The organism is Paenibacillus plantarum (genome assembly GCF_013141695.1).
Taxonomy (GTDB): domain Bacteria; phylum Bacillota; class Bacilli; order Paenibacillales; family NBRC-103111; genus Paenibacillus_E; species Paenibacillus_E plantarum.
In genome coordinates this window covers 66452-72887 of sequence record NZ_WHNY01000034.1, presented here as the reverse complement: position 1 = coordinate 72887, position 6436 = coordinate 66452, and the positions used below count along the sequence as shown (strand labels likewise).

8 protein-coding genes are annotated in these 6436 nt (G+C 44.3%); 2 read left to right on the top strand and 6 right to left on the bottom strand.

The genetic code is table 11. The annotated features are described in order from the left end of the window. On the top strand, positions 1 to 189 hold a 189-nt coding region (locus GC096_RS38425; RefSeq protein WP_216626088.1), incomplete at its 5' end, for a hypothetical protein. A 173-nt stretch (positions 190 to 362) separates the two neighbouring features. Here the strand turns inward: GC096_RS38425 and GC096_RS10695 are convergent. The 5 genes from GC096_RS10695 to GC096_RS10675 all read right to left on the bottom strand — a co-directional run bounded on the left by GC096_RS10695 (position 363) and on the right by GC096_RS10675 (position 5121). Next, a complete protein-coding gene (locus tag GC096_RS10695) occupies positions 363 to 794 on the bottom strand; it encodes a peptidylprolyl isomerase (RefSeq protein ID WP_056614545.1) in 432 nt (143 codons plus the stop codon). Positions 795 to 910: 116 nt separating this feature from the next. Then, positions 911 to 2242 carry a diaminopimelate decarboxylase gene (lysA, locus tag GC096_RS10690; RefSeq protein WP_171630216.1) on the bottom strand — a complete coding sequence of 444 codons (1332 nt, stop codon included), beginning with the start codon at positions 2240 to 2242 and terminating at the stop codon, positions 911 to 913. A gap of 159 nt (positions 2243 to 2401) precedes the next feature. Continuing rightward, positions 2402 to 4045 carry a spore germination protein gene (locus GC096_RS10685; protein ID WP_171630215.1) on the bottom strand — a complete coding sequence of 548 codons (1644 nt, stop codon included), beginning with the start codon at positions 4043 to 4045 and terminating at the stop codon, positions 2402 to 2404. A gap of 24 nt (positions 4046 to 4069) precedes the next feature. Further along, positions 4070 to 4483: a stage V sporulation protein AB gene (locus GC096_RS10680; protein ID WP_246302687.1), complete on the bottom strand. Its 414-nt coding sequence runs from the start codon at positions 4481 to 4483 to the stop codon at positions 4070 to 4072. A gap of 5 nt (positions 4484 to 4488) precedes the next feature. Next, positions 4489 to 5121, bottom strand: a complete 633-nt coding sequence (locus GC096_RS10675) for a stage V sporulation protein AA (RefSeq protein WP_171630214.1) — start codon at positions 5119 to 5121, stop codon at positions 4489 to 4491. 191 nt (positions 5122 to 5312) lie between these two features. Here GC096_RS10675 and GC096_RS10670 point away from each other — a divergent pair, with 191 nt between their 5' ends. After that, positions 5313 to 5522: a DUF378 domain-containing protein gene (locus GC096_RS10670; protein ID WP_171630213.1), complete on the top strand. Its 210-nt coding sequence runs from the start codon at positions 5313 to 5315 to the stop codon at positions 5520 to 5522. 150 nt (positions 5523 to 5672) lie between these two features. Here the strand turns inward: GC096_RS10670 and sigF are convergent, their stop codons facing one another. Then, a complete protein-coding gene (gene sigF, locus GC096_RS10665; protein WP_028554229.1) occupies positions 5673 to 6428 on the bottom strand; it encodes an RNA polymerase sporulation sigma factor SigF in 756 nt (251 codons plus the stop codon). Positions 6429 to 6436 lie beyond the last annotated feature (8 nt).

Below are 6436 nucleotides of genomic sequence, written 5' to 3'. Positions count from 1 at the left end.
TTCCCTCCCTACACATCACACTTACCTGTAAAATATACATCTAATCCAAAAGAATCCCGTCAATTTTTCCACTTAAATGGAAAAAGTACAGTTATTTCTCCTCAAACCACTCATTTCCTTAAAAATGCTCGAAAATACCTACAGGAAATCCATCTAATTGGCTTATTCTCAGAAAATCCAAATAATTAACTACAGGAAATCCATCTATTTGCGAATAGGCTTTGTTTGCGCATTTCCTTAATTTGCGTATAGCCCCTCGCGCTACTAAAATCCATGCTTTCGCTAAATCAGCAGCCCCTCGCGTCACGCACAAATACAAAAAACTGCCCAGACCTAAGTCTGAGCAGTTCCTATGACAGAAATTATACTTCTACAACTTCTACTTTTTCCATTTTGTCTTTGCCTTTGAATGCATCAACAAGCTCCATACCTTTGGATACTTTACCGAACACCGTGTGTCCGCCATCCAAATGTGGTTGCGGTTGGTATGCGATGTAGAATTGGCTTCCGCCTGTGTTACGACCAGCATGTGCCATCGCTAGGGAGCCGCGCTCATGTTTGTTCGGGTTGATTTCACAGTTGATTTGGTAACCAGGGCCACCAGTTCCTGTTCCAGTTGGGCAACCACCTTGTGCTACGAATCCTGGGATAACGCGGTGAAAAACAAGTCCGTTGTAGAAACCAGAGTTTGCTAGTTTTTCAAAGTTAGCGACAGTGTTTGGTGCATCTTTCTCAAAAAGATCGATAACAACCTCTCCGCCACCTGCTAGTTGAATTTTTGCTTGTTTTGCCATTATGTGGTTCACTCCTTTAGGAAATAATATCTTATTCTACTATGAATGGCTGCATTACACAAACAGCAGGAGGAACCATGTGTAGCTAGGGGCCTCCTGCTGTTTTCATACTATGATTAAACCGTCTTGCTGACTTGTTTCATTCTAGCGGGAATTACGTCATTCCCAACGATTTGATCAAAAGATTCACGTTTCACGACAAGGTCGCTTTGGCCGTCTTTGACAAAAACAACACCCGGTCTGCGAATACGGTTATAGTTGCTAGCCATCGAGTAATTGTAAGCTCCTGTGCTCGATACCGCCAAAATATCACCTGCCGCAACCTTCGGCAGATTCACATCCCAGATCAGCATATCGCCGCTTTCACAGCATTTGCCGGCAATCGAAACAATTTCAGCTGGCTGCTCTGCAGCGCGGTTCGCGAGACCCGCTTCGTATACAGCTTCGTATAGGGCAGGACGCGGATTGTCAGTCATACCGCCATCCACAGCCACATACTTACGAACACCGGGAATATCCTTCGTTGTGCCGACCGTATAAAGCGTTGTCCCGGCATCGCCTACAATGCTACGACCCGGTTCAACCCAAATTTCCGGAAGCGGATAGCCGTTGCTGCCGAAATTCGTTTTAATAGCATCTGTAATAGCTTTTACATACACAGCTACAGGCAGAGGTGTATCTTCACTCACGTAACGAATTCCGAAGCCACCACCCAAGTTAATTACTTTGAATGTAACATCTAATTCAGTGCGGACATGAATCGCAAATTCAGCCATTTTCTCAGCCGCAATTCGAAACCCTTCCACTTCAAATATCTGCGAACCAATATGCGAATGGATGCCCAAAAGTTCTAAATTGGAAAGCTGTGAAGCCTCCTCAATCGCGCGGAATGCAGATCCATTCCCCAGATCGAAGCCGAATTTGGAATCTGTCTGGCCTGTTGAAATATATTCATGCGTGTGCGCCTCTACACCTGGCGTAATCCGCAATAAAATTTTCACCTTTTGGCGTTTCTCAGCTGCAATCGCATTTAACATTTGTAACTCGATAAAGTTATCTACGACGAAACATCCAATTTTGGCATCAATGGCCATTTCCATCTCAGAAATGGTTTTGTTATTCCCATGGAAGTGAATTCGTTCAGCCGGGAAGCCCGCTTGAAGCGCTGTATACAGCTCGCCATCGGATACAACATCTAACGACATACCTTCTTCTTCTACAATTCGGCACATAGCCATCACGCAAAACGCTTTACTTGCATAGGCTACTTGAAATTTCAGCCCAGAAGCTCCAAAAGCTTCAACAAACTCTCGACAACGCTGACGAACAAGTGTCTCATCGAAAACATAGAGAGGTGTGCCGAATTCGGCTACCAACTTCGTCGTATCGACACCGCCAATTTCGAGGTGGCCTAGATCATTTATTTTACTGGTACCATGTAAATACATAGCTATATTTTCCCCTCTCTACTTGAACCTTCCCTATGCCAAATTCCGCTAAAGAGGTCGCATACATACTAATAAAAGTACCATAGCGCACACATATTTGACAATACATGCGCCTAGAACAACAAAAATGGGCTGAATAATTTCAGCCCATTCCATGCGCTATGATTTAGGTTGACGGGTACCATCAATTGGCTTCGTAATGCTAAGCCTTGTTTTGCTTGCCAATACTGGACGACGAAGCAGGATGGAGAAAAAGCTTTTGGCATTAAATGGAATAAATGGCCACATGTAAGGGGCGTCGTAGGATTTCTTTGAAGCCAACATAACAAGCCATAATGTGGAGCCAATCACAAAACCAGGAACTCCAAAAATAGACACAATTATTAATAACGCTAGCCTCACGATCCGATTCGCTAAACCTAATTCATAGCTTGGTGTGGCGAACATACCGATTGAAGCAAGTGCCAGGTAGAGGATCACTTCGTTGATAAAGAGTCCCGTCTTTACAGCAATGTCTCCAACCAGTATCGCGGCCACCAAACCCATCGCGGTTGCTAGCGGTGAAGGAGTATGTACGGCCGCCATCCGCATGAGATCGATACCGATATCAGCAATCAGGAATTGAATGAGGAGCGGCAACGTACCTTCCTTCTGCGGGCCAAGGAATTCGAGACCCGCGGGCTTTAAAGAAGGTTCCATCACCATCAGATACCAGAGAGGCAGCAAGAAGATCGACATCATAATGCCTGCAAAACGTACCCACCTTAAATAGGTACCGATGAAAGGTGTATTTCGATATTCCTCTGCATGCTGTACATGATGGAAAAAAGTCGTCGGCAAGATCATGACACTTGGGGAGGTATCCACAAACACACAGACATGACCCTCTAGTAGATGGGCAGAGACAACATCCGGCCTTTCTGAATAACGAACCATGGGATACGGATTCCAACCCTTATTCACAATCATTTCCTCTAATTGTTTCTCACCTAAAGGCAATCCATCAATCTCCACTTGTTTCATCTTATCTTTAATATCTTGGACGAGTGTCGCATCCGCAATATCGTTAATATATCCGATACAAACATCCGTCTTCGTACGCTTGCCAATCTGCATGATTTCTAGTTTAAATCGCTCATCACGTATGCGGCGTCTAACCAGGGTAACATTCGTTAACAGCGTTTCTACAAAACCGTCGCGCGAACCTCTGACGACACGCTCTAGATCTGGTTCAGCAATAGATCGGATTGGAAAGCTTTTTGCATCAACCGCAATGGCCGTTGTTACGCCTTCGATAAAGAAGGCGGTCCCACCCATTAACACCTGTCCAACAATCTCAGACATTTTCGTATAATGCTTCACTTGAATATGTGGAATTAATTTTTCGATAAATGTTTCCAACGTATGGTGGGCTACCGCATCACTATCTGCATAGGTCAGTCGAGTGATAATATCCGTCAACACGGTATCTTTCGCGAACCCGTTGCAGTAGAAGATGCCTACGCGTTTAGCGCCAAACACCATCTCTCTCATCACAAGATCGAAACTCCGATTCAAACCGACTCGTTCTTCCAATACGCGCTGTACTTCTCGAAGGCTTTTCGGAATATCTTCTTGAATCTTAAGAGCCTTCTCTGCCGGTGTCATATTCGTAATGGGATTATAGGCCGATAAATTTCCTTCCTCATCAACAGCTAGCTTTTCTTCTTGATTATGTTCTTGATTACCTTGATTCTCGTCTTCCTGTAATTCTTGCAAATTCTCCTCATCGCTTTGTGGACCATTTCTAACTATAAACTTCATGGGTGCGCCACCTTCCTCCGCCCTTTAGTAAATTAACCATTCAAACAAGGAACCAATAACTTTTCCGAAAATCATGGCCATTAATAACACAATTCGATAGGAATCCATGCCTACTCGTTTAGCCAAAATCGGCAGCACATTGACGATTTCAGTCAGCGCTGCAGCTAGTAAGCCAACGAAGCAACCTGCAAATAGACCAAATAACGCTGCGCCCATTGGGAATAAATGCATATGCAAATCGCTGAAATCCACCCAAGTAAAAAAGAGTGAACCTAGTACAACCGCTGCTTCATAAGCGTGGATTTTGGAGAATGATCGTGTGATTTGGGCTAACCTAGGAATGATATCCAGAACGACTAGGAAGGCAACCATGCCGCTCCCTACTGCTATACCTCCAGCTAATCCGATAAAAGCGGCTAGGAAAGCTTCCCCGAGCAACGTAATCACTTCGCGTCCCCTTCTTCATTGATTTTCGAGTATTCTTCTGTGATTACATAATGATTAATGTTTTCTTGATACATAAACATCTCAACTTCTAATGGGCTCGGCTCTTCGTTGAATTTCTTTTTAAACAAATGGTTAAAGAAAAGTACCATCCCTGCTCCGATGCCAATTGAATAGGGAATTTGTAAAATGAGCGGATGATCGACCTTTTTACCCGTCATCAATTCATAAATTCGCTGATGGACGGCTAGCATGGACACGTCAGCATGGAAATTCATGATCGCCAGCCCTGATCCAATAAATAAAAGCAACCATACGATTACGATGAGAAGCGGATTTACTTTCTTATTATCGGTGTATATTTCTAGCAGTACGTGCGGTTCACCAAAATGTTCAACTTGCAGCTCGGGAAAACATTTCTTAACTTTACGAATGATTAATAGCATATCGATGAGCACGCGATTTCCATCCTCTTGCTGGGGTTGATGAATAATCAATTCGTTCAGAGCTTGTTCATATTCAGGTTCCACAAATAGCTGTGCAATATGGTGCAGTCTCACGATCTGCCCCTTGCGAACGCGCGCTTTGCGGCGCAGACGTATGTATAAATATTTATTAATTACCTGGTCCATGGTACACCCCTCTCAGAGCTTAACAATGTCAATTCTGTCTGCAGTCATCCATGTATAGGAATAGTATGCAAAATCTTTCCTTCGTGTAATCCATTCGAGATTTGGTAAATTCTCCATGCATAAAGTTGGATATGGCAAGGCATGTTAAATAGGGAATACGATTACTTATTCCATATAAAGAAGGTGATAACATGGCAAAATTCGCGTTAACACTCGTCATCATTGGTGCGCTGAATTGGCTTCTAGTTGGGCTTTTCGAATGGGATTTAGTTTCTGCTCTACTTGGGGGAGATTCACACCGTGAATCTTCAGGGTTAAGTCGTATCGTATATTCCCTCGTTGGTTTATGCGGGATATACTGCGTCAGATTTTATGCGGCTGACCGTTATTCGGTACGTTAGTAAAGAGTTCGGTGTATAAGGAACAAGCCGCTCATCCCCCCTGATTGATTCTAACTCACGGGAAATTAGCGGCTATATGTATATGCACTGAAAAACCGTCCTCCCATAAGGAGCACGGTTTATTCCAGCGCGTTGTTACGTATAGAACAATCATTGTGCAATCTGATCTTTAATTGATTGCAGAATCTTTTTCTCCAAGCGCGATACCTGCACCTGAGATATGCCTAGTCTGCTTGCAACCTCCGACTGCGTCTGATCACGGAAATAGCGGAGATAAACGATAAGTCTTTCACGCTCTGAGAGCGTTCCAATCGCCTCATTCAAGGCTAGCTTCTCGAACCATTTCTCTCCGGATTCATCCGAAATTTGGTCCATTAGCGTGATGGGGTCTCCATCGTTCTCAAACACGGTCTCATGAATCGACGAGAGTGGTTTATTCGCCTCTTGAGCGAACACGACCTCCTCCGGCGTAATCATAAGCTCCTCGGCAACCTCTTTGATCGTAGGAAGCCTTCCCAAGCGCTTCGAAAGCTCATCCTTCGTCTTGCGAATTTTGTTCGCAAGCTCCTTCAGTGAGCGGCTTACCTTTAATGTACCATCATCCCGCAGAAACCGCTGGATTTCCCCAATAATCATTGGGACAGCATAGGTTGAGAATTTGACATCATACGATAGATCGAATTTGTCCACGGACTTGAGCAGTCCAATGCACCCGATCTGGAACAAGTCTTCGGCTTCGTAACCACGGTTCAAAAAGCGCTGAACCACGGACCACACCAAACGGATATTGCAGCTGACAAGTGTTTCTCTAGCGAGTCCATCTCCGGATTGGCTGAGGGCGATTAACCGTTTGACTTCCGAATCGTCTAAATAACTATGAGAAGCATGCTTCAGATCAACATCCATAGATCCTA

What these genes read in the sequence shown, in the direction of transcription:
- GC096_RS10695 (WP_056614545.1), bottom strand. Translation starts at nt 794, where the DNA reads ATGGCAAAACAAGCAAAAATTCAACTAGCAGGTGGCGGAGAGGTTGTT.
- lysA (WP_171630216.1), bottom strand. Translation starts at nt 2,242, where the DNA reads ATGTATTTACATGGTACCAGTAAAATAAATGATCTAGGCCACCTCGAA.
- GC096_RS10685 (WP_171630215.1), bottom strand. Translation starts at nt 4,045, where the DNA reads ATGAAGTTTATAGTTAGAAATGGTCCACAAAGCGATGAGGAGAATTTG.
- GC096_RS10675 (WP_171630214.1), bottom strand. Translation starts at nt 5,121, where the DNA reads ATGGACCAGGTAATTAATAAATATTTATACATACGTCTGCGCCGCAAA.
- GC096_RS10670 (WP_171630213.1), top strand. Translation starts at nt 5,313, where the DNA reads ATGGCAAAATTCGCGTTAACACTCGTCATCATTGGTGCGCTGAATTGG.
- sigF (WP_028554229.1), bottom strand. Translation starts at nt 6,428, where the DNA reads ATGGATGTTGATCTGAAGCATGCTTCTCATAGTTATTTAGACGATTCG.